The organism is Belnapia arida (assembly GCF_016773205.1).
GTDB classification, from domain to species: Bacteria; Pseudomonadota; Alphaproteobacteria; order Acetobacterales; family Acetobacteraceae; genus Belnapia; species Belnapia arida.
Genome location: NZ_JAETWB010000001.1, coordinates 483,802 through 509,125 on the forward strand (window position 1 = coordinate 483,802; position 25,324 = coordinate 509,125).

At 68.1% G+C, this 25,324-nt stretch carries 23 protein-coding genes, 2 pseudogenes and 1 other annotated feature; of the genes and pseudogenes, 16 read left to right on the plus strand and 9 right to left on the minus strand.

Annotated features, from left to right (window positions below; all coding sequences use genetic code 11):
- Window positions 1-98: 98 nt before the first annotated feature.
- The 3 genes from JMJ56_RS02480 to JMJ56_RS02490 all read left to right on the plus strand — a co-directional run bounded on the left by JMJ56_RS02480 (window position 99) and on the right by JMJ56_RS02490 (window position 2,358).
- A complete protein-coding gene (locus JMJ56_RS02480; RefSeq protein WP_202830015.1) occupies window positions 99-425 on the plus strand; it encodes a nuclear transport factor 2 family protein in 327 nt (108 codons plus the stop codon).
- Window positions 425-1,213: an SDR family oxidoreductase gene (locus tag JMJ56_RS02485; protein ID WP_202830016.1), complete on the plus strand. Its 789-nt coding sequence runs from the start codon at window positions 425-427 to the stop codon at window positions 1,211-1,213. The genes JMJ56_RS02480 and JMJ56_RS02485 overlap by 1 nt, the downstream gene beginning before the upstream one ends.
- Window positions 1,214-1,443: 230 nt before the next feature.
- The gene (locus JMJ56_RS02490; protein ID WP_202830017.1) at window positions 1,444-2,358 is read left to right on the plus strand and encodes an alpha/beta fold hydrolase; all 915 of its coding nucleotides are present in this window, start codon (window positions 1,444-1,446) and stop codon (window positions 2,356-2,358) included.
- Here the strand turns inward: JMJ56_RS02490 and JMJ56_RS02495 are convergent.
- The 3 genes from JMJ56_RS02495 to JMJ56_RS02505 all read right to left on the minus strand — a co-directional run bounded on the left by JMJ56_RS02495 (window position 2,322) and on the right by JMJ56_RS02505 (window position 5,780).
- Window positions 2,322-3,134 carry a winged helix-turn-helix domain-containing protein gene (locus JMJ56_RS02495; RefSeq protein ID WP_236037388.1) on the minus strand — a complete coding sequence of 271 codons (813 nt, stop codon included), beginning with the start codon at window positions 3,132-3,134 and terminating at the stop codon, window positions 2,322-2,324. The two genes, JMJ56_RS02490 and JMJ56_RS02495, sit on opposite strands and share 37 nt — an antisense overlap.
- A gap of 97 nt (window positions 3,135-3,231) precedes the next feature.
- Window positions 3,232-4,848, minus strand: a complete 1,617-nt coding sequence (locus JMJ56_RS02500; RefSeq protein WP_202830019.1) for a GMC family oxidoreductase — start codon at window positions 4,846-4,848, stop codon at window positions 3,232-3,234.
- 137 nt (window positions 4,849-4,985) lie between these two features.
- Window positions 4,986-5,780, minus strand: coding sequence for an alpha/beta fold hydrolase (locus JMJ56_RS02505; protein WP_202830020.1), 795 nt, complete (start codon window positions 5,778-5,780; stop codon window positions 4,986-4,988).
- A gap of 592 nt (window positions 5,781-6,372) precedes the next feature.
- On the opposite strand from JMJ56_RS02505, the gene JMJ56_RS02510 reads away from it, so the two are divergent.
- The 7 genes from JMJ56_RS02510 (at window position 6,373) to JMJ56_RS02540 (ending at window position 15,305) form a co-directional block, all read left to right on the plus strand.
- Window positions 6,373-8,961 carry an ATP-binding protein gene (locus JMJ56_RS02510; RefSeq protein ID WP_202830021.1) on the plus strand — a complete coding sequence of 863 codons (2,589 nt, stop codon included), beginning with the start codon at window positions 6,373-6,375 and terminating at the stop codon, window positions 8,959-8,961.
- Between the two features lie 255 nt (window positions 8,962-9,216).
- Entirely contained in the window at window positions 9,217-9,459 is a 243-nt protein-coding gene (locus JMJ56_RS35445; RefSeq protein WP_202830022.1) for a DUF1127 domain-containing protein, read from the plus strand.
- A gap of 5 nt (window positions 9,460-9,464) precedes the next feature.
- Window positions 9,465-10,343 carry an alpha/beta fold hydrolase gene (locus JMJ56_RS02520; RefSeq protein WP_202830023.1) on the plus strand — a complete coding sequence of 293 codons (879 nt, stop codon included), beginning with the start codon at window positions 9,465-9,467 and terminating at the stop codon, window positions 10,341-10,343.
- Between the two features lie 268 nt (window positions 10,344-10,611).
- The gene (locus JMJ56_RS02525) at window positions 10,612-11,385 is read left to right on the plus strand and encodes a response regulator (RefSeq protein WP_236037389.1); all 774 of its coding nucleotides are present in this window, start codon (window positions 10,612-10,614) and stop codon (window positions 11,383-11,385) included.
- Window positions 11,385-12,347, plus strand: coding sequence for a cytochrome-c peroxidase (locus JMJ56_RS02530; protein ID WP_202830024.1), 963 nt, complete (start codon window positions 11,385-11,387; stop codon window positions 12,345-12,347). The genes JMJ56_RS02525 and JMJ56_RS02530 overlap by 1 nt, the downstream gene beginning before the upstream one ends.
- Complete coding sequence (locus JMJ56_RS02535; RefSeq protein ID WP_202830025.1) at window positions 12,344-14,764, plus strand: DAHL domain-containing protein; 2,421 nt, start codon at window positions 12,344-12,346, stop codon at window positions 14,762-14,764. The genes JMJ56_RS02530 and JMJ56_RS02535 overlap by 4 nt, the downstream gene beginning before the upstream one ends.
- A 76-nt stretch (window positions 14,765-14,840) precedes the next feature.
- Window positions 14,841-15,305: a hypothetical protein gene (locus tag JMJ56_RS02540; protein ID WP_202830026.1), complete on the plus strand. Its 465-nt coding sequence runs from the start codon at window positions 14,841-14,843 to the stop codon at window positions 15,303-15,305.
- A gap of 416 nt (window positions 15,306-15,721) precedes the next feature.
- On the opposite strand, the gene JMJ56_RS02550 is transcribed toward JMJ56_RS02540, so the two are convergent.
- Together JMJ56_RS02550 and JMJ56_RS02555 are read right to left on the minus strand one after the other, a co-directional pair.
- Window positions 15,722-15,925 carry a hypothetical protein gene (locus tag JMJ56_RS02550; RefSeq protein ID WP_202830028.1) on the minus strand — a complete coding sequence of 68 codons (204 nt, stop codon included), beginning with the start codon at window positions 15,923-15,925 and terminating at the stop codon, window positions 15,722-15,724.
- Window positions 15,925-16,986, minus strand: a complete 1,062-nt coding sequence (locus tag JMJ56_RS02555; protein ID WP_202830029.1) for a hypothetical protein — start codon at window positions 16,984-16,986, stop codon at window positions 15,925-15,927. The genes JMJ56_RS02550 and JMJ56_RS02555 overlap by 1 nt, the downstream gene beginning before the upstream one ends.
- Window positions 16,987-17,577: 591 nt before the next feature.
- Window positions 17,578-17,633: a sequence feature (sul1 is cis-regulatory element that is thought to sense ions involved in sulfur or methionine metabolism; They are found in Alphaproteobacteria), on the plus strand.
- Window positions 17,634-17,712: 79 nt separating this feature from the next.
- On the opposite strand from JMJ56_RS02555, the pseudogene JMJ56_RS02560 reads away from it, so the two are divergent.
- A pseudogene (locus JMJ56_RS02560) lies at window positions 17,713-19,177 on the plus strand (SulP family inorganic anion transporter).
- A 171-nt stretch (window positions 19,178-19,348) separates the two neighbouring features.
- On the opposite strand, the gene JMJ56_RS02565 reads toward JMJ56_RS02560, so the two are convergent.
- Complete coding sequence (locus JMJ56_RS02565; protein ID WP_236037390.1) at window positions 19,349-19,870, minus strand: DUF6428 family protein; 522 nt, start codon at window positions 19,868-19,870, stop codon at window positions 19,349-19,351.
- Between the two features lie 44 nt (window positions 19,871-19,914).
- On the opposite strand from JMJ56_RS02565, the gene JMJ56_RS02570 reads away from it, so the two are divergent.
- From JMJ56_RS02570 to JMJ56_RS02585, 4 genes are read left to right on the plus strand one after another with little or no spacing between them, the layout of a single operon-like run.
- A complete protein-coding gene (locus JMJ56_RS02570) occupies window positions 19,915-20,262 on the plus strand; it encodes an ArsR/SmtB family transcription factor (protein ID WP_202830030.1) in 348 nt (115 codons plus the stop codon).
- Complete coding sequence (gene arsC / locus JMJ56_RS02575) at window positions 20,259-20,696, plus strand: arsenate reductase (glutaredoxin) (protein ID WP_202830031.1); 438 nt, start codon at window positions 20,259-20,261, stop codon at window positions 20,694-20,696. The genes JMJ56_RS02570 and arsC overlap by 4 nt, the downstream gene beginning before the upstream one ends.
- Window positions 20,693-21,763, plus strand: coding sequence for an ACR3 family arsenite efflux transporter (gene arsB, locus JMJ56_RS02580; protein WP_236037391.1), 1,071 nt, complete (start codon window positions 20,693-20,695; stop codon window positions 21,761-21,763). Before arsC ends, arsB begins: the two co-directional genes overlap by 4 nt.
- The gene (locus JMJ56_RS02585; protein ID WP_202830032.1) at window positions 21,760-22,944 is read left to right on the plus strand and encodes an MFS transporter; all 1,185 of its coding nucleotides are present in this window, start codon (window positions 21,760-21,762) and stop codon (window positions 22,942-22,944) included. Before arsB ends, JMJ56_RS02585 begins: the two co-directional genes overlap by 4 nt.
- 162 nt (window positions 22,945-23,106) lie before the next feature.
- Here JMJ56_RS02585 and JMJ56_RS02590 read toward each other — a convergent pair whose 3' ends face one another.
- From JMJ56_RS02590 to JMJ56_RS35450, 3 genes and pseudogenes are all read right to left on the minus strand, one after another.
- The gene (locus tag JMJ56_RS02590; RefSeq protein WP_202830033.1) at window positions 23,107-23,550 is read right to left on the minus strand and encodes a carboxymuconolactone decarboxylase family protein; all 444 of its coding nucleotides are present in this window, start codon (window positions 23,548-23,550) and stop codon (window positions 23,107-23,109) included.
- Window positions 23,525-24,247, minus strand: coding sequence for a sigma factor-like helix-turn-helix DNA-binding protein (locus JMJ56_RS02595; RefSeq protein ID WP_202830034.1), 723 nt, complete (start codon window positions 24,245-24,247; stop codon window positions 23,525-23,527). Before JMJ56_RS02595 ends, JMJ56_RS02590 begins: the two co-directional genes overlap by 26 nt.
- A 77-nt stretch (window positions 24,248-24,324) precedes the next feature.
- A pseudogene (locus JMJ56_RS35450) lies at window positions 24,325-24,642 on the minus strand (sigma factor); the annotation flags it as partial.
- Between JMJ56_RS35450 and JMJ56_RS02600 the strand changes: the two are divergent.
- Window positions 24,553-25,323 (plus strand): hypothetical protein, encoded by a 771-nt coding sequence (locus tag JMJ56_RS02600; protein ID WP_202830035.1) that lies wholly within the window; start codon window positions 24,553-24,555, stop codon window positions 25,321-25,323. The pseudogene JMJ56_RS35450 and the gene JMJ56_RS02600 overlap by 90 nt on opposite strands.
- Window position 25,324: the final 1 nt, after the last annotated feature.

The window sequence follows — 25,324 nt, forward strand, 5'->3', positions numbered from 1 at the left end:
TACTGCGGGGTAAGTCGCTTACCTTTTCGTCCGTTCTTGTCATTCGGGCAGCCTAGAAACAGCTTCATCCCAGCGCAAGAAAGCCTCGGAGACATGCCATGAACAGCGATCTGCCGACACCGATCACAGCCTATGTTGCGGCGAATGCCAGGCTCGATGCCAACGGCATGCTGGCGCCATTCGCCCGGGATGCGGTTGTCCGCGACGATGGCGGCCGCCATGTGGGCCTTGATGAGATCAGGACCTGGATCCAGTCAGCAACGGTCGCAAGCCGAGCCGTCTTTACCCCTGAGACCTGGCACGTACGAGATGGCTGCATCGTCGTGGCTGGCCTGACCGCCGGCGACTTCCCCGGCAGCCCGACCCGTTTCACCTTCAGCTTCATGCTGCGGGATGGCGCGATTGCCGGGCTGGAGATCGCCTGATGCCGCCGCACAGCAATCCTGCCGAATTCGAGGGGCGCCGCGTCCTCGTCACCGGGGGCAGCAAGGGTGCCGGTCGAGCGACCGTGCAACGCTTCCTGGATGCGGGAGCCCGGGTGATGAGCGCGGCGCGCCACAGGCCCGCGGAGACCATGGGCGCCGACTTCGTGGCGGCCGACCTCATGGAGCCGGGCGGAGCGCGTGCTCTTGCCGAGGCGGTTACGGAACGCCTCGGTGGCGTGGATGTGCTGGTGCATGTCCTCGGCGGCTCCACTGCGCCGGGCGGGGGCTTTGCCGCCCTGACGGAGGAACACTGGCGCGCTGCATTCGACCTGAACCTGATGCCGGCGGTGCGGCTCGATCGGTTGCTCCTGCCGCAGATGATCGCGCGCGGTTCAGGAGCGGTGATCCATGTCGCGTCCATTCAGCGTCGCCTGCCGCTGCACGAGTCCACGACGGCCTATGCCGCGGCGAAGGCCGCGTTGACGACCTATAGCAAGGCACTTTCGAAGGAAGTCGGGCCAAAGGGCGTGCGGGTGAACGTCGTCTCGCCGGGCTGGATCTACACGGAAGCGGCGGATGCGCTGGTGCAGCGGATCGCGGCCAGCAGCGGTGGCACCCCGGAAACCGCGCGCCAGGGCATTCTGGATGCACTCGGCGGAATCCCGCTCGGTCGCCCCGCCAAGCCGGAGGATGTGGCGGAGCTGATTGCCTTCCTCGCCTCCGATCGGGCGTCGGCGATCCACGGCGCGGAATACGTCATAGACGGCGGAACCATCCCGACGGTGTAGCCGTGCCAGCAGCTGAACCAGGAATTTCACCTGGCGCTCCGCGGCAACGCGGGCCGCCGGGATGTCGCATCCAAACAGAAGCCCTGAGACGGCCGGCCCGGCCGCCCTGGTCCGTGCTTTGATATTGACTACGCTTGAAACAGTAAGCCGTCATTCAATTGACGGGGCGGATGAAAGCCAGGCACTCCATGGCAGGTAAACTTAACCGCTGCACGCGCCGGAATACCGAGATGGAACATGGCATGGCCATACCGTATGAAGTTGAGCCGTTTCGCCTTTCTTGTACATCACACGGCAAGCTGTCCGTCTGGGATGGCGGGGGTTCCGGCACTCCACTACTGCTGATCCACGGAAATTCATCAAGTCACCAAGTCTTCGCGCGGCAGCTCCGAAGCGACCTCGCTGCGAGATGCCGCCTGATCACCTTCGACCTCCCGGGCCATGGCCAGTCCGAGGACGCGCACGATCCCGCCCGCACCTACTCCCTGCCGGGACTTGCCGACTGCACGGTGGAGTTGCTGGAGCGTCTCGAGGTCAGCAGCGCCGTCGTGCTGGGTTGGTCGCTCGGCGGCCATGTCGCCATCGAGATGCTGTCCCGGTTCAAGGGCATGAAAGGCCTGATCCTCACAGGCACGCCTCCGATCCGGCGCGGCGGCTTCGTGGAAGGCTTCGTCTCCTCGCCGGCTGATGGCCTGGCGGGGCGCCGCCACCTCTCCGAGGCGGAGGTGGACACCTTCGCCCAGGCTATGTTCGGCACGCCGGTCGAGCCTTTCCTCCAGGGCGCGATCGGTCGCTCGGACGGCCGCTGCCGACAGGGACTCTTCGAGGCTTCGCGGGCGGGGCTCGGCGTCGATCAGCGTCTCGCGGTCGAAGGCAGCGCTCTGCCGATCGCCGTCATCAATGGCGCGACCGATCCTCTGATCAGGCTCGACTACCTCGAGGGCGTTGCCTACCGCAACCTGTGGGAAGGGCGCTGTCATCGCCTGGACGGGGCAGGCCATGCCCCGTTCTGGCATGCCGCCGACACCTTCAACGCCCTGGTGGGACGTTTCCTCGGTGAGCTGGAGCGCGGGACTGCAGGACTCGAAAGGCCGGCCGTCAAAGGTGATCAGAAGACCGTCTCGACCCGGGCGTCCAGGATGTAGCCCGCTCCGCGGCCGGTCCTGATGAGCTTCGGCGCGGAAGGATCGGCCTCGATCTTGCGCCGCAGCCGCATCACCTGCGCGTCGATTGTGCGGTCGTGGATGTCCTCATGCGCCCGGGTCGCGCGCATGAGCTGCGCGCGGGCGAGCGGCCGGCGGGGCGCTTCGAGCAGCGCCAGCAGCAGCGCATACTCGGTCTTCGTGACATCCACCATCCGGCCTGCCGGGTTCTTCAGCGTCCTGCTGCGCTGATCCAGCACCCAGCCATCGAAGCGGTAGCCACCTTGGAAGCCGGGCGCGATGGCGCGGCGCCCCGCCTCCTGCCTGCGCAAGGTCGCACGCACGCGCGCAAGCAGCTCGCGAAGGTTCAACGGCGCGCAGAGCACGTCGTCGGCGCCGAGTTCGAGGGAGACGATCCTGTCGAAGACGGTGCAGTGCTGTCCCGCGACCAGGATGACCGGCACCTCGGACTGCGTCCGGATCCTCCGCAGCATCTCGGCTCCGTCGTCATGCAGGGCGCGGACATCCACCACCACCAGGCTGAACAGACCCCGCTTGAGATGACGCGCCGCGTCCGCGTGGGTGACGCCGATGGACGGGCACTGACGGCTGGCCAGGTAGCTTACGGACATGCCGCGGGTTCCGGGATCATCGTCCACCACAAGCACGCGTCCCGGAACGGCGCCGTCGGCGCAAAACGGCTCCGGCCCGCAGCGCTCGGGAATTGCAGGATGGCGCACGGAACCTCCGTTCTGAGGAAAATGGGGCGCAATATCCATCATCGCGATCCGCCCTACGCCGCGCGGCAAGGCTGCCGCTGGCCCGATGACGCCTTCGGGACCCCAACGCCAAGGGGCCCCGAAGCACCGGCGACGGCTACAATCCGTGCGCCTTTCGGATCGTCTCCGCCGCCCGCTCCCCGATGATGGCGCAGGGCGCCTGCGTGTTGCCGGTCGTCACGCGCGGCATGATCGAGCCGTCCGCCACCCGTAGGCCGTCCACGCCGTAGACTTTCAGCGTACTGTCCACGACCGACATCTCGTCCCGCCCCATTTTGGCCGTGCAGCTCTGGTGCCAGTAGGTGACGGCGGCATCGCGGATGTAGAGGTCGAGCGCCTCGCCTTTCAGCTCGCCAGGCATGGCTTCGCCGCGCACGAAGGGACGGAAGGCTCGCGCATTACCCAAGGCACGGCAAAGCTCGACGCAGGTTCTTGCCGTTGTCATGTCCGCTGGATCGGACAGGAAGTCCGCATCCACAGCAACCGATGCCAATGGGTCCGGACCCCGCAGGCGCAGGCGCCCGCGGCTGACGGGCTGTGCGAGGCCCGCGAACATCGTCCAGCCATGCGCCGGCACGCCCCGCGCTGCCGTCCTGTCGCTCGGGACGGGAAACTCCACTTGGCAGAACAGGAGGTCCGGCGCATCGAGGTCGGGCCGGCTCTTCCAATACAGGGTCGCCTCGCTGCCACTGTTGCGGGGCGCGATCGGCTCGGCATACTCCCAGGTGCAGCCGAAGGAGACATGGTCCTGGAAGTTCCGGCCAACGCCCGGCAGGTGTTGCAGGAGCGGGATACCAACCCGCCCGAGTTCTTCGCGATCGCCGATGCCGGAATGCATCAGCACCTTCGGCGTCTGGATCGCGCCCAGCGACAGCACGACCTCGGTGCTGGCGCCCACCGTCGTGACCTGGCCGTCGCGCAGGAATTCGACACCTGTTGCACGGCGGCCGTCGAACATCACGCGACGCACGAAGGCGCCGGTCAGCACGGTCAGGTTGGGCCGGTCGAGCCAGGGGCGAAGATAGGCCCGGTACAGCGAATGCCGGCGGCCGTTGCGGACTAGGATGTCGCTGATGGCGGCACCGCCATCACCCTCCATCATGCGGCCGTTCGGATGTTCGAAGGTGGGGATGCCGATCTCGCTCGCGGCGTCGAGCATCGCGCCCGCGATCGGGCTCGGATCAGGCGCGGGCTGCACCCAGACCGGCCCGCCGGTCCCCCGGAATTTCGGGTCAGGCGCGCCCTGCCAGTTTTCGATCCGGCGGTAGATGTCGAGGACGTTTTCGTAGCCCCAGGCCGGATCGCCCGATTCCAAGGCGAAGAAGTCCCAGTCGCTACGGTGCCCGCGCGCCCACACCGCCACGTTGATGCTCGAGCCACCGCCCAGCCCCTTGCCCATGGACAACGCGAGCTGCCGCCCGTTCAGGTGTGGATTCGGCTCCGCCTGGAAGCCCCAATCGCGCTCGCCGCCGAGATTGGTGGGCCACAGCGCCGGGTCCAGCACGGATTCGGCCTCGTCGCTGCCGCCGGCTTCGAGCAGCAGCACCTGAACCTGCGGGTTCTCCGCCAGTCGCCGCGCGACTACCGAGCCGGAGGCGCCGGCACCGCAGACGACGACGTCGTAGCGGGACTGCAGCCCGGCCGTCAGCCGCGCCTGGTTGTCGCGAGCCCGCATGGAGAAATCGCGCTCCTCGGAGGAGGCAACATCGGTCATGGTCTGAAATTCCTTCTTGTTCCGGGCGGCATCATCCGGACGCGCCGCGCCCGGGCGGCCTGCCGGCGCCAGCCAGGGCAACAGCCAGCGGCGGAATTGTCCCGGCACCGGCCATCAACGGATTGATAGCGTAAGGGTCAGCGGGCGGCGCGGACGGCCTGCTGCGCTGCTTCGTTGATGACGCCGGCGACGACCTTGGGTTGCGTCATGAAGACGGCGTGGCTGGCCGCGACCTCCGTAACCTTGGCGCCGATGCGGCTTGCCATGTGGCGTAACATGCGGAGGTCGAAAGCCTTGTCGTCGGTCGCGATCACCGCCCAGCTCGGCCGACTGCGCCAGGCGGCCTGGGACAGCTTCGTGCCGAACGCGGACATGGCGATCGACACCTGGGAATCGCGCATGAAGGCTGCGTCGGCGTCGCTGGTGTCGGCGGCGAAGCCGGCCTTGAAATTCTCCGCCTTCACGAAGCCGAACCCATCGCCATGCGTGTCGATGACGAATTCAGGCGGCGCGACGAAACCGGTGTATTGCTGGGCGGTGGTTTCGCCGGCGTCGGGGGAGAGGGCGGAAACATAGACGAGACCTGCGACCTTCGGATGGACGCCCGCCTCGGTGATGACGGTGCCGCCCCAGCTATGGCCGACGAGGATGGTGGGCCCGTCCTGGCGGTCGAGGATGCGCCGGGTGGCGGCGACGTCGTCGGCGAGCGAGGTGAGCGGGTTCTGGACGATGCTGACGCGGTATCCGCGGGCGCTGAGCTCGCCATAGACACCACGCCATCCGGAGCCGTCAGCGAAGGCGCCATGAACGAGCACGACGTTCCTGGGAGGCTGCGGGCTAGGGCCCTGGCCGGCGGGCTGCGCCTGGGCGGCAGCGGCGGTGATGGTGGCGGCAGCGGCAGATGTGACGATATTACGACGGGTGGGAGACATGACGGGGGTTCCTTTGTGACGGAGCGGGAAGCGGGCGGGCGGCGACGGCGCGTTCAGCCCGCGTGGAGGCGGAAAAGTCCGGGTGCATGACATCCGCGCGCGTCGTGCAGATGCCGCGCGGAAGCATCGCGCCGAGCTTGGAAGTCCTTCGCAGCTTCCGCCGCGGCTCCCCGCAACTCACCGGCGACCGCGGCGGCCGAAGCCGGGCCACGCGGGCGAAGAAGGCCCCGCCGTGCGGGATAGGTGTCCAAGGTCGAATCTCCCATGCCTGGCGCGCCGCCACTGGGCAGCAGCCGGGGGAGGATCACGCCGCAGTGCCTCGAAGTCCTCGTCGCGCCGCCAAATAGATCCAAATTTTCCAAGCGAGGCGGATGCATCCGCACGAGGTGTCGGGTCGCTCGCAGCAGGGATTGTCCGCATCCCGACGGCCTGCAAGGGGCCTCCAGGGCACATCTCACCTCTCTGCCCCTGGCTGGGGGTAGGTCGGTCACGCCCGTCGCGTGTAGTCTGCGTTCCGGTGGGATGATGGCGGTCGGTGCATGGCGGCGCCGAGCGAAGAAATGCAAATTTTTCCAAAGGGAGGGGCGTCGCCATGACCGAGACCGCGAAAGCCTTCGCCTTTGGGCCCTTTCGCCTGGTTCCGGACCGTCGCACCCTTGCCGCCGAGGGCAGGGAAGTCCCGATCCGCGGACGCGCCTTCGACCTGCTCCTTGCCCTGGTGGAGCGGCGCGACCGCGTTGTCTCGAAGGGCGATCTCATGGAACTGGTCTGGCCGGGCCGCGTCGTGGAGGAGGGCAACCTCACTGTCCATATCGCAGGCCTGCGCAAGCTTCTCGGCAGTGGCATCATCGCCACCCTGTCCGGGCGGGGGTACCGGTTCGTTGCCGCCACCACCGAAATTCCGGCCGAGGATGAATCGCAGCCCCCGCCTGCCTCCGCCCTCCCGTCATCGGCCCAAGCGGAGACGCCCGGTCCGGCAGGCTCCCCCCCCTGGCCGGGGGACTTGCCCCGGCCGCTGACGAAGCTCGTCGGCCGCGACGGCGACCTCGACCGGGTTGAAGCGCGCCTGCGCGAGTCGCACCTTGTCACGGTCGTCGGGGCCGGTGGTGTGGGCAAGACCAGGCTCGCCCTTGCCGCCGCCGACCGCATCCGGCGCAGCTACCCGGATGGCGCCTGGTTCGCCGATCTCGGCCCGGTGGAAGAGCCTCGCCTTGTCGCAGCCACCATCGCCGCCGGCCTTGGTGTCGATGTGGGCGACGGCGACGCGCTCCACGTCGTGATCGCCGCGCTGGCCGGTCGGCGCGGGCTGTTGGTGCTCGACGGCTGCGAGCATCTGCTGCGTGCCGCCGCCGACGCCACAGAGGCGATCCTGCGAAGCTGCCCCGGCATCGTGATTCTGGCGACCAGCCGCGAGCCGCTCCGTGCCGAGGGCGAGCGGCTCCACCGGCTGCAGCCTCTGGACGCGGCGGCACCCGATGTCGCGGTCACCGCCGAGCGGCTGGCGGACTACCCCGCCAGCGAGCTCTTCGTCGAGCGCGCCTGCGCGGCGCTCGGCGAGTTCGTGCCGGGCGATGCCGAGGCGGGCGAAATCATGAGGATCTGCCAGCGGCTGGACGGCATTCCGCTCGCCATCGAACTCGCGGCCCCGGCGCTGCAGGCCATGACCCTGACGGAGCTTCGCGAAAGGCTGGAGCGTCACTTCGAGCTGCTCACCGCCGGTCGGCGGACAGCGCTGGCGCGGCAGCAAACGCTCAGGGCCACGATCGGCTGGAGCCTAGACCTGTTGGAGCCGTTGGAGCGCGCGCTTCTGCTGCGGCTGTCCGTCTTCGGCGGCACCTGGACCGCGGGCTCCGCCGCCTTTCTGGCAGGTTGCGCATCCGGGGAGGACGCGGTCTGCGGCCTGATCGCCGCGCTGGTGGACAAGTCGCTGGTCCAGGCAGACCTGACAGGGGTGCAGGCGCGCTACCGCCTACTGGCTTCGACGCGCTACTACGCCGCCGAGCGCCTCTCCGCGTCTGACCTTGCTGAGGCGCGCCGCAGCCTGGTGCAATGGCTGGTCAAGGCCTACGAGCGGGCCGAGGCGGATTGGCCGTTCATGTCGGACGAGGACTGGTTCGCGCTCTACGCGCCGGAGATTGAGAACTTGCGGGCGGGCTTGGCCTGGGCTTTCGGACCGGACGGCGACGAGCGCCTTGGCGTCGAGCTGGCGAGCCACACCGAGCATGTCTGGGCCGAACTCTCCCTGACGTGCGAGCTGCACGATTGGTTCGACCTGGCGATCTCAAGGATCGACGAAGCGACTCCGCCCGAGGTCGCAGGCCGGTTGTGGCTTGGTCGCTGCGGGTGGGTTGCCCCCAGGGGCGCCAAGGCGCTTGACGCCGCGCGCCGGGCAGTCGCGCTGTTCCGTGCCGCCGGTAGCCGGGTTGACCTTGGGCGCGCGCTATGGCGCCAAGCCTGGCAGCACACCCTTTCGGGCAATCTCGTTGCCGCCGGCCCCCTGGTCGAGGAAGCCGAAAGCCTGCTCCGCGGCGAAAAGGCGAGTAAGGCCCTCGTCTCCTGTTTGAGGGCCCGGGCCGTCTTCCGCTTGCGCCGCAACCAGCCTGCTGCGGCACGCGCAGACCTGGAGGAGGCACTCTCCATCGCCCGGCGCCTCCGCAGCCCGCGTGACATTGCCCTGACACTGGGAAGCATGGCCGAGTTCCACTGCGCAGAGGGCCGGATGGGAGACGCCATGGCCGTCGCGCAGGAAGCGCTGGCCTCTTTAGAGCCGGCGCAGGCGCGTTCCGCCTGGGTGCAGCATATCGCCGGGGCCGAGGCCTCCTACCGCCTTGCGGAAGGCGACATCGCCCGTGCGCGCCCGATCATTGCGGAAAGGCTGACAGCAGCCCGGCTCATGGGCCTGCCGCACGAGGTGGTCGCCAATCTCGAGAGGTTGGCGCTGATCGCCGCAATGGAGGGCAGCCTCGCCACGGCGGGGCGACTCTTCGGCTATGTCCAGTTCTGCCACGCGCAGCGCGGAATCCTGCGCAGCTTCGGCTCGCAGGCTGTCCATGACCGGTTGCTGTCGGTGCTGCGCCAGCACCTGACCCCGGACGAGCTGGAGCAAATGACGGCGCGTGGGACCTGCCTTGACGAAGAGGAAATGGTGGCTGAGGCCTTCATCATCGCATCGCAGCCATGACGTAGGGCGCCGCTGCTTTGCGGCGCCAGGTGCCGGCTGGCCTGCGGCGCGATGCCGTGGACCAGCAGAAACGGCAGGACCACACGGGGAGGTGAGGCGCATATCAGGCGGCAGGTGTGGTTCCCGGCGCCCGCAACTGAGTCATCATCGTGTTTCCGTTGTAGCCGAAGCGGCGCCTTCCGACATTCGCCTGCGACGTTGCAGAGCGATGCATGCAGCGCGCTCCCCGAGGGCGCAGCACACGGAGATCGCCTCATGCACATTCCAAACCGCGTTTCATGGAGCGTCGTGCCCGACCTGGCCTCGCCCATCCCCCTTGGCCGGCACGCCGCGTTGCTATTGTGCCTCGCACGGCGGCTTCGGCTGCGGGCACAGCAATGGTACCGCGCACACACCGCAGAGGCAGAACTCGCCTCGATGAGTGACAGCATGCTTGCCGATATCGGCGTGTCACGGTGCGAAGTGGCCCGGTTCGCGCGCCGCGGTCGGGGCGAATGACCGCCATGCATCCGACGACTTCCGGGCCGGGCGCCACACCGGGCTTCGTCGCGCGCGAGTATCTGGTCGAGGTGGACGGCTCGCCCCTGCGTGTCCTGGACGCAGGCCGTGGCGATGCAGTGTTGCTTGGCCCCAGCTACCTCTGGAGCGCCGAGATGTGGCGCCCACAGATCGAGGCGCTGGCGCGTCACTACCGCGTCGTCGTTCCGGACCTTTGGGGACATGGCGGTTCTGGCCGCCTTCCGAAGACCACGCACGACATCAGCGGCCTCGCGCGTCAGCATCTGGCGGTTATGGATGCACTGGGCATAGAGAGCTTCGCCATGTGCGGTCTGTCGGTCGGTGGCATGTGGGCATTCGAAATGGCCTGCCTCGCGCCGCACCGCGTGCGGGCCGTGGCTCTGCTTGACAGCTTCATTGGCGCCGAGCCGGAGCCGGCGAAGCTCCGCTTCTTCAGCATGTTGGACGCGGTAGCCAGATCAGGCGCGGTTCCGGCGCCCGTGCTGGATGCGACCGTACCGATGTTCTTCGCGCCCGATATCGTCTCGCGCCGGCCGGATCTCCCGGCGCGCTTCCGAGCCGCCTTACAGGACTGGCCGCAAGATCGTTTGCTGGACAGCGTCGTGCCGCTCGGCCGCATGATCTTCGGCCGCCGGGATGCCTTGGGTGACGCATCACGGCTTCGCATGCCCCGCATCGTGCTGCATGGGGCGGCCGACATCCCGCGCAGCGTGGACGAGGCTGAGCAGATGGCGCGCGCGCTCGCCTGCCAGCTGACCGTGCTGCCCGGTGTTGGCCACATCGCCTCGCTGGAAGCGCCGGAGGTGGTGACGGAGCACCTTCTCGGCTTCCTCCAGCAGGCGGGGCTGGGCGCCCTGGTCTGAGGCCGGGCCCGGTGGGCAGCGGCCTCCGTCGCGCGTAGGCCTCACCCTGGCTCTTCGTGAGAAAGCGACGCCTGACCGATGTCGCGGCCAGCCGGCGCCCGGCATCCATGACGGTTGTAACCATCGAGCCGGCGGCGCGACATGCGCCCGCAACAGGCGCCCCGCATATGCCACAGCCGGATCCGTCGGCCGGTCACGTGGCCGGCGGGCGGCACGCGCAGCAGGGCCGGCCCAGGCTGGCGCCCATGGCAATTATGAAAACGGCAGAATGATGCTCGATACCGCGATGATGTTGCAAAAGCTCGAAAGCGACCCCACCAGCACCGGGCCCGCCTCCTGGTCGCCAAGAATCCTTGTCGTAGACGACGACCCCGACATGCGCGGGATGATCGTGAGCTTCCTGAGCGATAGCGGCCTGAACGCGATGGAGGCGGTCGAGCGACCAGATGTGGAGCGTCAGCTCGCGCGTGACGATCTGGCGCTTGTGGTGCTCGACCTGCGGCTGGGCGCGCAGAGCGGGCTCGACCTGCTGCGCGAGATTCGAGCGCGCTCCGACATTCCCGTCATCATCGTCACTGGCGAGCGCCGGGACGAGGTGGATCGTGTGATTGGCCTGGAGCTCGGCGCCGACGACTATGTCACCAAACCATTCAGCCTGCGAGAGCTGCTGGCACGCATCCGCGCGGTGTTGCGCCGCCAATCCACACACCCCGGCCCCCGGCGCGCAGCGGTGCGGCACCGCTTCGAAGGCTGGATGCTGGACCGCCGCCTCCGCCGCCTTACCGCGCCCGACGGCACCGAGGTACGCCTTACCAAGGGTGAGTACGCGCTGCTCTGCGCCTTCGTCGACGCGCCTGGCCGGCCGCTCTCCCGCGAGAGCCTCTTGCAGGCAACGCATCTGCACGAGGATGTCTTCGACCGCAGCATCGACGTGCAGGTGCTGCGGCTACGGCGCAAGCTCGATGCTGGCCGAGCGGCTGGCATGATCCGCACCGAGCGCGGCATTGGCTACATCTTCGATGTGCCGGTCATCCGGGTGTGATGCGCGTGGCGTTGCGTCTGGCCAGCGTGCCGCTCGCTGCGCTACTGCTCGCCGCTATCCTGATGAGCCGCGGCCTGGAAAGGGAGGTTCCGCCCCGCCCTGCGGCGGCCGAAGCAACAGGCCGTCTGCATCCCATCGGCGTCCTGCGGCCAATGGCTGTCGAAGAGCGCCGGCGCGCGCTTGGGGAGCGTATTTTCGCCGACCCACGCCTGTCCGGCGACGGCTCGCGCGCCTGCGCCTCCTGCCACGACCTGCGGACCAACGGCGCCACGGCGAACCGGCGCGACTTGGGATTGGACGGGCAGGAGCTGCCGTTGAATACCGCCACGGTGTTCAACGCTGCTTTCAGCTTCCGCTTCGGCTGGGAAGGAAGCACGCGCAGCCTGGAAGCGCATGCCGAAACCCTGCTCCGCAGCCCCGCCATCATGGGCGCGAGCCCCGACATGGTGGTGAAGCGCCTATCCGCAGACCCGTTCGCCGTCGCGGCCTTCTACGAAGCCTACCGCCGTCCCCCGGACAAGGAAGCGCTGCTTGACGCGCTCGGGGCCTATCAGCGCAGCCTTGTCACGCCGGGAAGCCCTTTCGACAGATGGCTCGCCGGCGAGGCCGAGGCGATCACGCCGGAGGAACAAGCAGGCTATGCGCTGTTTCGCAGTGTGGGCTGCACCGCATGCCACCAGGGCGCGAATGTCGGCGGCAACCTTTTCCAGCGACATGGCATCTTCCACGCGCTGGCGACGCCTGAGCCGCAAATCCTGCGCGTGCCGAGCCTGCGCAACGTCGCCGTGACCGCGCCCTATTTCCACGATGGCAGCGCGGCCACGCTCGAAGAGGCGGTGCGCGGCATGGGGCTCGCTCAGCTCAACCTCGTTCTGGACGACGGGCAGATCGCCTCCATCATCGCCTTCCTGCGCACGCTGACCGGCAGCTATCGCGGCACGCCGCTTGCCTCTCCACCGTGAAAGCCGGCCTCCTCTCCGGCGTGGCGGCGATGCTGCTTCTGCTCACCTGGCTGCTCATGGGGGGCTTCGCTGTAGACGCGCGGCCCTTCGACACGGCCATGCAGCTACTGGACGAGATTGAACTGGCCGAAGTGGCCATGCGGCGTGACCTGCTCTCCGCCCGCGTCGGACTTCTGCGCGACTACGATTCCCTCGTTCGCACCGAGGGGCAAGTCCAGGCCGCAATCGTGCGCCTGCGCGAGCTCACCGCGCCCGCGCATGTCGAGCGGCTGGAAGCTTGGCGCCTCCGGCAGGAAGCACTGGTCGAGGCAAGCAAGAGTGCCAATGCGCTGCTGCAGAACTCGCTGGCGCAGTTCGGACGCCTGACAGCCCGCCTCTCTGCCCCGTCCGATGGCGGCGCGCCCTTGGCTGGGGCCGGCAGGCTCGGCTCTGCGATCCTGCACCTGACACTCGACACCTCGGCGCCCGTGCTCGATGAGGTGCGGCGTGGCCTTGTCGATATGCGCCGGCAGGCCATGCCGGTCAGTGAAATCGAGCCGACAGCAGCCCTGCTCGCGCATGGCTGGCTGCTGCTCGACATGCTGCCCCGCGCGGACGGGCTGCTGCGCGATCTCTTCGCCAACCCGAGCGGGCCGGTGCTGGACGCGATCGCCGCAGAGGTGCAGGCCCGACGCGAGGCGCAGGAGACTGTAGCGCGGCGTTACCGGCTGCTGCTCTATGTCAGCGCGGTTCTGCTGCTGGGCGGCTTGCTGCTGCTGGGTGTGCGTCTGCGCGCCAGGTCGCTCGCCATGCAGCGTCACGTCGCCTTCGAACACATGCTGGCTCGCCTCTCGGCTCGGCTGGTCGGCACCAGCCAGGGTGAGTCGGATGCGAGCCTTGGCAAGGCGCTGGAAGAGATCGCCCGGCGCCTTGGCGCGCAGCGTGCCTATCTGGTGATCGCGGGTGAACCGTCCCATGCGCATCTTTGGACGGAGGATGGCAAGGCACTGCCGTCGGGCTGGAAGGAGGCCGCGCTCGTGGTGGCTGGCCTCTATTCGCCTTCGGCGACGGGCACGCTTCACCTTCTTCCTGGTCATCCCGGGCTGCGCGACATGCCGGACGGGCCATACGCCTGTTTCGCGGCAGTGCGTCGGTTGGAGGACGGCATTGCGGCCGTGCTCGGCTGCGACGTGACGCGTCCCGGGCGTGTGCCGTCGGAAGAGGAGCTTGCATCGCTCGGACTCGCGCTCGACGTGGTCCTCAACCTCGCAACCCGGAGTTGCTTGGAAGCGGAGCGGACGCGCCTGGCCGAGCGCGAGGCGCAGTCACGGCAGATGCAGATGCTCGGTACCTTCGCCAGCGGCATCGCGCATAATTTCAACAACATCATCGGCGCCATACTCGGCTTCACCGAGATGGCGCAGGCCGAGCCTTCCACCGCGCGAATCGCCGACATTCGCCGTGCCGCGGAGCGCGCGCGCGACCTGACCTCCGACATTCTCGCATTCGGAGGACAGCAGCCGAAGCCGCAGGGCGAGGTGGATGTCCACAGCTTCCTTACGGAGACGGCGGCGCTGGTGCGAGCCATGCTTCCCACGGATATGCAGCTGATTGTCGAGCCGCCGTGCGAGGCCGCCATGGTCTGCGGCGATGCGACACAACTGCAGCAGGTCATCGTAAATCTCTGCCGCAACGCCGCGCAGGCGATGGGCGGCGCAGGGGAGGTGACGATCGAGGTCGAGGCGCGCACGCTCCATGCAAGATTGGCGCTTCGGCTAGGCGAACTTAGGCCCGATCACTACATCCTCATCCGCGTGCTGGACACGGGGCTAGGCATGGACGAGCCGACGCTCGTCCGCATCTTCGAACCCTTCTTCACCACGCGCCAGGCAGGGAACGGGCTTGGCCTCGCGACGGTGCGGGAGATCGTGCTGGCCCATGATGGCGGCATCGCGGTGCGGAGCGCTCCGGCGCAGGGAAGCTGCTTCGAGGTGTGGCTGCCGCGCGCCATCGCCGCGGAGGCGGCACGGCGCGAAATGCCTCGTGGCGAAGGCGGATTGGTGTTGCTGCTGCATGACGATGACCGTTTATCGCGCGAGGAGGAACTCCTCGCCGTACTCGGATACGAGCCACGGGGGTTTCGCGCCGCGGCGGCCGCCTTGGAGGCCCTGCGCGACGTACCCGATCGCTTCGAAGCCGCACTGCTGCCGGAGGGCACGTCGGAACTGGCCAGGGCGATCCACCGTGTGGCACCCATGCTGCCGATCATCCTCGCGGGCGCATCGCGGATGGCCGGCGTCGACTGCATAGGCTGGCCGCTACGGGCCGAAGAGCTGGCCTCGGCGTTGCGTCGCAGCTTCGCGCGGCCCGTGCAGTCGACTCGGCAATCCTGCTCGGCTGTTGCACCGCCTGCATCGGGCCTGGAGTTACCGAGGTAGCCGAAAGGCGCCCGTCCGACATCGGCGGGTTGCGCGGCCCGTCCAGTCTCCCTCCGTCAACCAGAAGGAGGTCGTCATGGACGACATCGCCCGCCCCGTCACGGTTCGCACGCCCCTCATCCGAATGGCGCCAAGGCTTCGCGCCTCGCACTGCGCATTGGCTGCGCTCTGCCTCGGCCTGCTGCCCGCTCCATCCGCGGCGCAACCATACTATCCATGCATCATTGGTTCCAATGAGGATCGGGCGATTGATTACGGCCCGGGTCCGCACGGCAACATCATCGGCGGCGGCCACGTGATCATCAGCGGAGGCGGCGAGAACACCACCTTCACCCGTCTCGATCCTCAGCCCGGCCAGCCGCCGCGTGCCGGGATGATGCCGGTCACCCTCGGCAACAGCGAGAGTGCGACGGTCTGGGTGCCGGCGGACACCGATCGACTTTGGCAGGCGCTGATCGGCGGTGACGGCTCGGTGCCCGAGGCTGGGCCGTCTGATGCATCGGTCCGCAAGGCGTCGCGCCAGGCCGGGCCGCACGGCTGACAAAGGGCTGGCAACGGAAGGCGCCCGAACGACCTTCCGCTGCGGTCCTTCCAGTTCCAGTCAGGCTGACGGGTGGATTGTACGCTGCAGTAATCGTCGGACTTGTGCAGGGAACCATCGCTCTCCTCCACGTGGCGTAGGCACGCCACGGGCAGTGAGCGCGTCGGCGAGTTGCTGCAATGTGTTGGCACCGCCACGCTGCGCGACTTCGAGGTATGGCAGCACCTCCATCGCGCGCTGCGTGGCGGCCGCTGACCGGGCCGCACGAGCTGTCTTGCCCGTCTCGGCGCTACAAGGCCGAAGCCGTGGGCTGCCAAGCTTATTCTTCCTCGCCTTCGGCTCGGCAGGTGCTGCCTTGGCATGTTCAGGGTCGCGCCTCATCACGGCTCACGCAACCCGCGGCGAGGCATGCCGGATCACCAGCGCTGATCCCGCGCCGGAGACCACATTCCAGAGATGCACAAGAAGCTCCTCAGCCCCATGAGGTGCCTTTGGTTGGTGTCTTCCTCCTTTGCCCAGGCGAGCAGCCGGGGCGGATTCACCTCCATCGCGCCGTCGCTGGCATGAGCGACGATGCCGTAGCGGCGGAGCCTCCAGGCCGGAGCGGAGTCCTTGGCCATCACGCGCCCCCCTGAACAGTCGCCGTCGCCACCCCGGCGACACCACGGTCGAGATGGAAAGCCTTTACCAGGTCGCCGGTGAATTCCGGCACTGCGGCCCAACGCAGGTGGATTGCATCGAAGAAGTCGCTCGCCTCAACCGATGATGAGGAGTTGCTGTCCCAGTATTCCGCACCGCTTCCAGCCAGGGCGGTTTGCAGGGCGGCGTTGAAGCGGGCCAGGTACTCGCCCGCGGGATCGTGCAGCCTTTTCCATTCCGGATGAATGGGCGTGGAGACGACCATGAAGCGGCGACCGTCCTGCCGCAGCTTCGCTGCCAACTGCGACAGCGCTTCGAGGCACGCAGGATCTGCCTCGGCGACCTTGCCGTAGAGCAGGGTGCCCCTGACGCCGTCGCCTCCAAGCGGGCCGCTTCCATACCTGTCGAAGACCAATGGGTCGTTCCTGTCCGCCCCCGAGCGCTTACCGGCGATGGACAGGGCATTGCGCACCAGGGAGACCATGGAGAAGTAGCGGGTATAGAAAAGCCACGGAGTTGACCGTCCAAAGACGTAGTCATCCACGTCAGTGCGGTCAAAGAAGGCGGTCGAGGACGTTGGGCAACTGTTGAAATCCTGCGGCGACGCGATGAGCAGCACGTCCCGCACCGTCTTGAAGTGGCCGAGTAACCATTCCGTGGCGTAGCCGGTCTGGTTGATGCTGCGGCCACACATGCCGCCATTGAAGGGCACTGCTTCGGGTGCCGCACGTCTCATGGTATCGCCATCGAAGTGGCGCCAGGCGACCGAGGATCCAACCACCAGCATGTTCGGGGCCTCGGGGCGATGCTGCCGCATCGACGCGAACTTCTCATCGATGCAAAGCGAGTTCGTGAGGGCCGGGGGAGGCAGGTTACCGGTCGCCGACAGGCCAAGTAGCGCACCGTAGAAGAGCGCAAACATTGCAGCGAGCGAGCCCAGGAAAGCGGCCAGGTAGCTGCGCCACGTTGGCGCAATGGCCGTCGTGGCCGGTGCGCCTTTGTCCGCCGCGGGAATGCCTGGCGACTTAGATGGATCATGCATCAGCCAACGCCTCCGCAAAGGTAATCATGGGAAGCGGTTCGGATTGGAGGCTGGTGGTGGGCACGTCCACTTTTGTGCAGTGCCGGGCCCCGCCAGCATCGGCGTCTATGCCTGGGGTCGGCAGCGCCAGATGGAAAGTTGGAGAGACGGGGACGACAATGAATGCAGAAGGCAGGGCCGAGCCGCGTACGGGCTGCGGTGGAAGCGGAATCATGGACATCAAGCCAAACTCCGTGCGGCTCACCTCATGCGGGCATGAGGTTCAGGCGAGCAACGGCTTAAGAAGGTGCGGCCATCCATCCCGCGAAGCGCGGGACGCATGTATCCCTGAGCCGCAAGCGGCGCGTCAGGGCGACAGGAGATCAGGGACTATGGCGGCGCGGATGTCATGATCGGATGACGTTAAGCGAACGGCTTTCCCATTCATAATCACAAGTCTGCTTACGGTACGATTTGGCTCACGGCAGCGTTGGCGGTCTGTCAGCTGCACGGTCTGCAAGCTTTGGTCGGTTGGCAGCATTTGCGCGATCCAATCGCTAGCAGCCGCTAGGTTGCAATGCAGCATGGTTACGGCTACTTTTGCCTCATTCGTACGGACCCGGTGCAAATCCGGGTGGCTCTTCCGGCCGCTGATCCGCCGGACAACGCATGCGACATTCGAGGATAGCCCAGCGCCACCCGGCGAGCTCTCCATGTCCAATGCAGACCCCTCTCGTTATGGGACACATGCGTTCTCCACTGCGTGGGTGGTTTTCGAATACCCGCAGCGATATCCTGTTGGCCTCGTCGTCGCCCTTGCCCTGACGCCGGAGGCGCTCGGCTTCTCCGTTATCGCTGGCGTCGACCCCAAGGTCGGCCTCTAAGCCTCCGTGGCCATCGCCTGCGTCATCGCCTTCACAGGAAGCCGCCCGGCAATGATCTCCGCGGCGACGGCCGCGACCGCGGTCCTGGTGACTGGCCTCGTGCGTGATCACGGGGTGCAGTACCTGTTTGCCGCCACCATCCTGATGCGCATATTTCAAATTCCGACCGGCATTCTTAAATTGGGACGGCTGATGCGGTTCGTGTCCCAATCTGCCATGATGGGCTTCGTCAACGCGCTGGCTATCTTGATATTCCTGGTTCAGTTCCCCCAACTGGTCGACGTTTCGGCGGCAACCTACGGACTCATGCACTCGGCCTAGCGATCATCTACGGCTTTCTGCGTCTCACCCGTGCCGTCCCCTCGCCACTGGTCGCTATTGCGGTCCTGACGGCTTTAACCACCTCACTCCACCTCGACGTGCGGACGGTCGCCAACCTCGGTCAGCTGCCATCGAGCTTGCCTTGCTTTGGCTTCCCCAACGTGCCGATGACGCTCGACACCTTGCAGATCCTCCTTCCGGTGTCGCTGACGCTGGCCGCGATCGGCCTGCTGGAATCGCTGCTCACGGCGCAGATCATCGACGACATGACCGACACGCCCAGCAACAAGAACCGGGAATGCATGGGCCAGGGCGCCGCGAACATGGCCTCGGCCGTTTTCGGCGGCATGGGAGGCTGCGCGATGATCGGTCAGTCGGTCATCAACGTGTCCTCCAGAAACCGCGGTCGCCTGTCGGCCCTCACCGCCGGCGTGTTTCTCCTGGCGTTGCTGTCCATCTTCCAGGATTTGCTCGCCATCGTGCCGGTCGCGGCACTGACGGCGGCGATGATCATGGTCTCGATCAACACCGTCTGCTGGGCTTCCATCGTGCGGCTACGGAGCAACCCCTGCCATCCTCTGTGGTGATGCTGGCGACCGTCGTGGCGACGGCCGACCTCGCCAAGGGCGTTCTGGTCGGAGTGCTGCTTTCGGGCGTTTTTTGCCGGCAAGGTGTCCCGCCTGAGCCGCGTCACCTCAAAACTTTCGCCTGACAGGAGGGTTCGCACCTACAAGGTGGAAGGCCAGATCTTCTTCGCCTCCGCAGGCACCTTCTTCGACGCGGTCGACCTGCTGGAGCCGGTGGAGCAGATCGTCATCGACGTCAGCGACGCCCATTTCTATGATACCTCGGCCGTCAGCGCGCTGGACCGGATCGTGCTCAAGGGGCGGCGTCACGGACATAAAGTGCGGATCGCCGGCTTGAACGAGGCGAGCGCAACCATGGTCGAGCGGTTCGCCTCGCATAGGCAAGATGCGGCCGCCACACCTGTCGGGCCCCATCCTTGAAACGTCCGAGCTGATGCGCGACCACGAATGCCGCTGCGGCATCAGCAAGGCATGATCCGCATCGGAAGGAGTGCGCTCCTGCTCCAGCACGCCCTCACGGGTGGCGGCATGCCTTTGACGAACTGCCGGCAAAGGTGATTCTTTCAAAGAATTGTAGAAACGGCGCGGGCGTCAGCAGCATCCGCCCTGCGGCTTGCAGCAGGCTGAGCCGGACTTGGCGTCTTGTTCGGCACGGTGCCGCGGCTTGCAGACGGCGGGCCTGGGACCCAGCTCGATGACGACGCTGGCGGCCTCGACGCGGATGGCATCGACGTCGAAGATCTGCATGGGGCGGCCGGGCGGCCCGATCTCGAAGGTCAGCCGGCTGTCCGGCTCAAGGTTCACCCGAGCTGCCACCTTCTCCAGGATGGAGAGGAACTTGCCGACCTCCAAGGGGTCCGGCTTCTCGGTCGAAGCGGGCAGGTCCTCCACCTGCAAGATCGTCTCCCGCCAGGCATCCGGGTTGCCGCCGCAGTCGAGGGTGACGAAGGAGCCCGCCTTCACCTCGGTGACGTGGTAGCCGCCCCCGGTCTGGCGCCCGTCATAGCTGATGATCAGCCGGCGCGCCCCATAGGGCAGCAAAGCGTCGAGTACAACGCCCAACGAGGCGTCGCCCTGAAAGCCGATGTTCACCGGGAGGACAGGCGCGTTCATCGTGACCTCTTTTATCTCAACCTCTCTTGAGTTATTGAGCCGTCATGGATGAAATGCAAGCACTCGATGCGCTCGGCGCCCTGTCGCAGGAGACCCGCCTGAGGATCGTGCGCCTGCTGGTGACGGCCGGGCCAGGAGGCATGGCCGCCGGTGCGATCGGGGACGCCATGGGCGCCACCTCCTCGCGCCTGTCCTTCCACCTCACCCACCTCGAGGCGGCTGGCCTGGTCCAGTCGCGGCGAGAGGGTCGATCGATCCGCTACTCGGCCGTCTACGAAGCCCTCTCCGGCCTCATCGCCTTTCTGATGCGCGACTGCTGCCAGGGCCACCCGAAGGTCTGCACTCCGGCGCTCTCGGCCTGTGCCTGCTCTCCTGTGGAGCCCGCGGAATGACCGTCACGATCTACCACAACCCGGATTGCGGGACGTCCCGCAACACCCTGGCCCTCATCCGGAACAGCGGGGAGGAGCCGAAGGTCATCGAGTACCTGAGGACCCCGCTGGCCCGGGAGGTGCTGGCCAACCTTATCCGGCGCATGGGCATCCCGGTGCGCGACGTGCTCCGCGAGAAGGGCACCCCCTACACGGAACTCGGCCTCAGCGACCCGTCCCTGACCGACAGCCAACTGCTCGACGCCATGATGGCGCATCCCATCCTCATAAACCGCCCGATTGTGGTGACGCCCCTTGGCGTGAAGCTCTGCAGGCCGTCCGAGGCCGTCCTCGAGATCCTGCCGAATCCGCAGCGCGGCGCCTTCGCCAAGGAGGACGGCGAGGCGGTGGTGGACGCCGATGGGCACCGCGTCGCCAAGGATCCGGCGGCATGAGCGCGGCTGCCGAAGGCGAGGCCGCCATCGGGCGCCGAAAGGCTGCCATGGGCACCTTCGAGCGCTATCTCACCCTCTGGGTTGCCCTCTGCATCGTCGTCGGCATTGCCCTGGGCGCCTTGCTGCCCAGCCCCTTCCAGGCGCTCGGCCGCATGGAGGTGGCCCAGGTCAACATCCCGGTCGCCCTGCTCATCTGGGCGATGATCGTGCCGATGCTGCTCCGCGTGGACTTCGCGGCCATGGGGCAGGTCGCGCGCCACTGGCGCGGCATCGCCGTCACAGTCGGCATCAATTGGCTGGTGAAGCCCTTCTCCATGGCGCTGCTGGGCTGGCTGTTCATCGGGTGGCTGTTCCGGCCGTGGCTGCCCGCGGGCCAGGTCGACAGCTACATCGCGGGGCTCATCCTGCTGGCGGCCGCGCCCTGCACGGCCATGGTCTTCGTATGGTCGCGCCTGACCGACGGCGACGCCAACTTCACCCTGTCGCAGGTCGCGCTGAACGACGCGATCATGCTCGTGGCCTTCGCGCCCGTGGTCGGCCTGCTGCTCGGCCTTTCCGCCATCACCGTGCCCTGGGACACGCTGATCCTCTCGGTTGGGCTCTACATCGTCCTGCCCCTTGCTGCGGCGCAGGTCTGGCGCCGGTCGCTGGTCGCTTCAGGCGGCAAGGCGCTTGAGCGCACGCTGAAGGCGCTGCATCCGGTGTCGCTGGTCGCGCTGCTGGCCACGCTGGTGCTGCTATTCGGCTTCCAGGGCGGGCAGATCCTCGCGCAGCCGCTGGTCATCCTGCTGCTGGCGGTGCCCATCCTCGTCCAGGTCTACCTGAACGCGGGCCTCGCCTACGTCCTGAACCGCCAGTGCGGATCGGCCCACAGCGTTGCCGGGCCCTCCGCGCTCATAGGCGCCTCGAACTTTTTCGAGCTTGCCGTCGCGGTCGCGATCGGGCTCTACGGCTTCGAGAGCGGCGCCGCACTGGCAACCGTGGTCGGCGTGCTGGTCGAGGTGCCCGTCATGCTCTCCGTCGTGCACATCGTGATGCGGACCCGGGGCTGGTACGAGCGCAGATGATGGCCGCGGATCTCTCGCGGCGCCGGGGTGTGGTCACGACTACCCTCGGCGTCACGCAGACCCTCGCCTGGGGCTCTACCTACTACCTCCCGGCGGTCTTCGCCGACCCGGTCTGCGAGGCGCTGGGCCTGTCGCGGGCCTGGTTCTTCGGCATCTTCTCCGGCGCCTTGCTGCTCTCCGGTCTGGTTGGCCCGACCGCCGGGCGACTCATCGACGCCTATGGCGGCCGTGACGTGCTGGCGGCATCCAACATCGTCTTCGCGGCCGGGCTGGCACTGCTGGCCTTGGCGTCCGGGCCCATCACGCTGGCCTTCGCCTGGGCAGTGATCGGCGTCGGCATGGGGTTCGGCCTCTACGAGGCCGCCTTCGCCACGGTCACCGGTCTTTACGGACGCGAGGCGCGCAACGCGATTACCGGGATCACCCTCCTCGCCGGATTCGCCAGCACGGTGGGTTGGCCGGCCAGCGCCCTCATGATCGACGTCCTGGGTTGGCGCGGTGCCTGCCTGGCCTGGGCCGTCCTGCACCTGGCCGTGGCTCTGCCGATGAACCGCTTCCTCGTCGCCAAGGCGCCGCCGCCTGCGCCCGCCGTCGCGCCCACCGAGGCCGCGCCCGGCGGCGTGCCCTGGACCATGATCATCCTGGCGGCCGTCTTCGCGGCGACCGCTTTCGTCTCGACGGCCATGGCCACCCACCTGCCGCGCATCATCGAGGCCTTGGGCGCGGCGCCGGCCGCGGCGATCTTCGCGGCGTCGCTGGTCGGCCCGGCGCAGGTCGCCGCCCGCATGGCGGAGTTCGCGCTGCTGCGGCGGGCGTCGTCCCTCGTCACGGCCCAGCTCGCCGCAGGCCTGCATCCCGTCGGAGCGGCGCTGCTGGCCTTCCTGGGCCCGACTGCCGCCATCCCCTTCGTACTGCTGCATGGCGCTGGCAACGGCCTGCTGACCATTGCGCGGGGAACACTGCCGCTCGCGCTGTTCGGGCCCGCTGGTTACGGGCTGCGGACGGGGCTGCTGGCCGCCCCGGCACGCCTGCTGCAGGCGGCGGCGCCATTCGTCTTCGCGCTGGTGCTGGACTCGCTCGGGCCGCACGCCGCGCTCCTGCTGTCCGGCTCGCTCACGGCGCTGTCCCTGTTCGCGCTGCTGGCTCTCGCACGTCGAACACGCGGTGAAGGTGCAGGTTGACCCTGCCGAGGATGCTGGCGGCGGGATCGAGGCGGCGCCTCAGCTCCGCTTCGCAATGCCTCGATGTCGGTAGCGGCCGTGCTGCCATCGGCCATCCCCGCCCGTCCTGCCACCGCACCGGCCACCCCGGTGGCCGGGTCGCGGGTCCTGGCCCATTCCGCATCAGCTCCTGGGGTGTTCCAGGCGGAAGCCGACGCCCAGCCGGTTCCACAGGTTGATCATCCCGATCAGCGTCGTCAGCGCGACCAGCTCCGCCGGCGAGAACTGCTCCGCCGCGGCGGCATAGTCGGGGTCGGGCGCACCGGTCTGCGGCAGGAGGGTCAACGCCTCTGTCCAGGCGAGCGCCGCCCGCTCCTGTGCGGTATAGAGCGAGCTCTCGCGCCAGGCCGAGAGCAGCAGCAGCCGCTGCGGTGTCTCGCCTGCTTTCAACGCATCCGCGCTGTGCATGTGGATGCAGAAGGCGCAGCCATTGATCTGCGAGGCGCGGGTCTTCACCAGTTCCATCAAGCCATGCGGCAGGCCGCTTTGCCGGATCTGCATCTCCAGCGTGATCAGGGCCTTGTAGAGGGCCGGATTGGCTTCAGGCGGGTTCAGTCTCTGGCTCATCGATGCGTCCCTTCGGTTCGGCGGGCGGCAGCACCGCCCGCTGTCTCAAGGACGCACTGGCCCCGTCGCTTGTGACGGCGGCCGGCCAAAATCCTCGCAGCTTGTCGGGATTGCGGATCAGGTAGAGCGCCCGGATGCGTCGGCCGGCCACCTCGGCACCCAGCGCGCCCCAGGGCGCCCCGTCGAGGAAGAGGGCAAAGCCCGGCTGGCCGTTGAAGGCCACCGGCCGCGCCTCGATCCCTGCCGGCAACCGCCGCCGCACACCGAGGGCGAAGCGCATCACCTTGCCGGCGCCGAGGATCGGATTGAGCGCGGCCCGCGCCTTGCCGCCGCCATCGGTCAGTAGCCGCGCATCCTCGGCCAGCAGCCGGGTGAGCCGCGCCGCATCGCCCGAGCGCGCCGCCGCCAGAAAGGCCCCGAGCAGCCGCCGGTGCGCCGCCGGGCTTGCCGGCTGGCGTGCCGGCCCGGCCTCCCGCAGCCGCTCCCGCGCCCGGTGGAGCAGTTGCCGGCAGGCCGCCTCCGTCCGCCCGAGCGCCGCGGCGATCACCACGTAGTCCGCCCCGAGGGCGTCACGCAGCAACAGGGCCGCGCGCTCCGGCGCCGAGAGCCGCTCCAGCAGCAGCAGGAAGGCGATGGAGAGGTCGGCCAGCCGGTCGAGCCGGCGGTCGGGGGCCGTGCTCTCGGCCGGGGCCGACACCTCCTCCAGCCAGGGTTCCGGCAGCCAGGGGCCGGGATAGCTGCGCCGCGCCGCCGCGCTGCCGCGCCACGCCGCAGCCGGTCGAGGCAGAGCCGCGTTACCACCGTCACCAGCCAGGCGACCGGATCGGCGATGTCCCCGGCGCCCTGCCAGCGAATCCAGGCCTCCTGCACCACCTCCTCGGCCTCGCCGGTAGCGCCGAGCATACGGTAGGCGAGGGCCAGCAGCCGCGGCCTTTCGGCGAGGAAAGGATCGGCCTCGGCCCGCTGCTGCATCCGTCCCGGTCCCCTGCCAGAGTGCCGAGCATGCCCCGAATCCTCGCCCTGCTGAACCTGCTCCTTCCGGCCCTGCTGCCCTTCGCCGGCGGCCTGGCGCGCCTCATCGGCACCGGCCATCCGCTCTGGGCGATGCAGAGCATCCGCACGCCGGTGGTACCGGCGCCCTATGCCTTCTCAATCTGGGGGCCGATCTTCGCCCTCGCCCTGGCCTGGGGCTTCTGGCAGATGCTCCCGGCGCAGCGCGCCGACCCCCGCCTTGCCCGGCTGCGCGGCCCGGCGGCGGGAGCCTTCGCGCTGATGCTGCTCTGGATGGTCGTGGCGCAGCTGACGCCGAATGGCTGGCACCTGCTGGCGATCATCCTCGCCCTGCTGGCCGCGGCGCTGATGGCCTTCTTCCGGTCCATCGCGCTGCCGGCGGAGGGTGCCGGCTGGCGCTGGATTGCCCGGCCGCTCTTCGGGCTGCTGGCCGGCTGGGTCTCAGCCGCCAGCATCGTCAACCTCTCCGGTGCGGCGGCGACCGAGGGCGTGACCTGGGGCGGCACCGATCCGGCCTTGGTGGCGATGGGGCTGGTCCTGCTCGCCGCCTGGATCGGCAGCGCCGTGCTGCGACGGAGCCGGGGCGACCTCTGGTATGCCGGCGCGCTGCTCTGGGCGCTGTTCGCCGTCGCCGTCGCAAATGTGACGCTGCCGGCGGTCGCCATTACCGCCGGCCTCGGCATGGCGATGGTCGCGGTGGCGGCCTGGCTGGGCCGTGCCCGGCCGCGCCGGGCCCAGGAGGCCGGCGCCGGCGGGATGTGAT